Below are 1617 nucleotides of genomic sequence, written 5' to 3' on the forward strand. Positions count from 1 at the left end.
GTGCGGGCCACCCCGGCGGCCTCGGCGATCTGCTCCATCGTGGCCGCCGGGGTGGCCCGCACCACCGTGCACCGGCGGTTCGCCACCCGCGAGGCGCTCGTCGACGCCCTCGCCACCTGGGCCACCCGGCTGTTCGCCGACGCCGTGGACTCCGCGCACCCCGACACCGCGCCGCCGCTGGTCGCCCTGTACCAGATCACCGCGAACGTCCTCGACATGAAGCTCACCTGGGGGTTCGCCATGAGCCGCGCGACCTCGGCCGACCCGGAGGTGGAGCGGGTGCACACCGAGATCGGGGAGACCTGCGAGCGGCTGCTGCGCCGCGCCCGGGAGGCGGGCCTCCTGCGCGACGACGTGGACATCACCTGGACGCGCCGCGCCTACTACGGCCTCATCCACCAGGCCGCCGTCCACCGCACGGACGAGGACGACACCGCCGCCCTGGCCACGCTCGTCGTCGACACCCTCCTCCGCGGCGCGGGCACCCCGGCCGCCGGCCGCCTCTGACGCGTTCCGCGCCGGACGCACCCTCAGCCCGCGCCGCCCCGCCGTGCCGTCACGTCGCAGCCCCGTCACCTCGCAGCCGCGCGCGGTCCGCGATCGCGAACAGGGACATGTATAGTCCCGGTTATGCGGATGGGCGAGGGTGTCGAGTGGGGCCTGCACTGCTGCGTGACGCTGGGCTGGCTGGACGCCGAGGCGCCGGTCTCGATCCGGCGGCTCGCGCTCTGGTTCGACCTCCCGCAGGAGTACCTGAAGAAGCGCCTCCAGGCGCTGAGCAGGGCCGGGATCCTCACCTCCACGCCGGGCGCGCGCGGTGGCTGGGCGCTGGCGCGGGCACCGGAGAGGATCACCGTCATGGAGGTGGTCGCCGCCCTGGAGGACGGCCTCGACCTGTTCTCCTGCACCGAGGTCCGGCAGCGGGGCGCGGGCGGTGAGAACGCCACGGCCACCGAGTTCGGCAAGCCCTGCGGGATCTCGTCGGTGATGCGCCGCGCCGAGATGGCCTGGCGGCGCGAACTGGCGGCCCACACCATCGCCGACCTGATGGCCCGCAGCCCGCAGGGCGCCCGGCGGACCCACCGCAACTACGCCCGCATGACCGACTGACCCCCGCCGCTCCGCACGGCGAACCCCCCAGGGAAGGAAAAGGGATGTCGAATATCCCGATAGCTCGTCAAAAGACCCGTCCGGCGGAGCACGCCGCGCCGCGCGGGCTCGGAGCCACGGCGATCCTGGCGCTCGGCACGTTCGCGGTCGGAACCGACGCCTACGTGGTCGCCGGCTTCCTGCCCGCGATGGCGCGGTCGCTGCACGTCTCGGAGTCGGCGGCCGGGCAGTCGGCCACGGTGTTCGCGGTCTCCTACGCCGTGCTCTCCCCCGTCCTCGCCACGCTGCTCGCCCGGATACCCCGCCGGGCCCTGCTGGTCGGCGCGCTCGCCATCCTCGCGGTGGCCAACCTCGGCTCGGCGCTGGCGCCCGGCTTCGGCCTGCTGATGGCCTCCCGCGTGCTGGCGGCGTTCGGCGCCGCTGCGTTCACCCCGAACGCCGGCTCGGTCGCGTCGTCCCTGGTCGCCCCCGCGCAGCGGGCCCGCGCGCTGGCGGTGGTGATAGATC

Annotated in this window: 3 protein-coding genes; all 3 read left to right on the forward strand. The window is 74.7% G+C overall.

All coding sequences use genetic code 11. The features are described from left to right. A partial coding sequence (locus AB0J52_RS39630) for a TetR/AcrR family transcriptional regulator (protein WP_500188273.1) occupies window positions 1–507 on the forward strand: 507 nt, incomplete at its 5' end. 123 nt (window positions 508–630) lie between these two features. Next, a complete protein-coding gene (locus AB0J52_RS39635; RefSeq protein WP_500188275.1) occupies window positions 631–1110 on the forward strand; it encodes an RrF2 family transcriptional regulator in 480 nt (159 codons plus the stop codon). Between the two features lie 44 nt (window positions 1111–1154). Continuing rightward, a partial coding sequence (locus AB0J52_RS39640) for an MFS transporter (protein WP_500188276.1) occupies window positions 1155–1617 on the forward strand: 463 nt, incomplete at its 3' end.

Origin of the sequence: Spirillospora sp. NPDC049652, from assembly GCF_040675125.1 — a bacterium.
Taxonomy (GTDB): domain Bacteria; phylum Actinomycetota; class Actinomycetes; order Streptosporangiales; family Streptosporangiaceae; genus Spirillospora.

What these genes read in the sequence shown, in the direction of transcription:
- AB0J52_RS39635 (WP_500188275.1), top strand. Translation starts at nt 631, where the DNA reads ATGCGGATGGGCGAGGGTGTCGAGTGGGGCCTGCACTGCTGCGTGACG.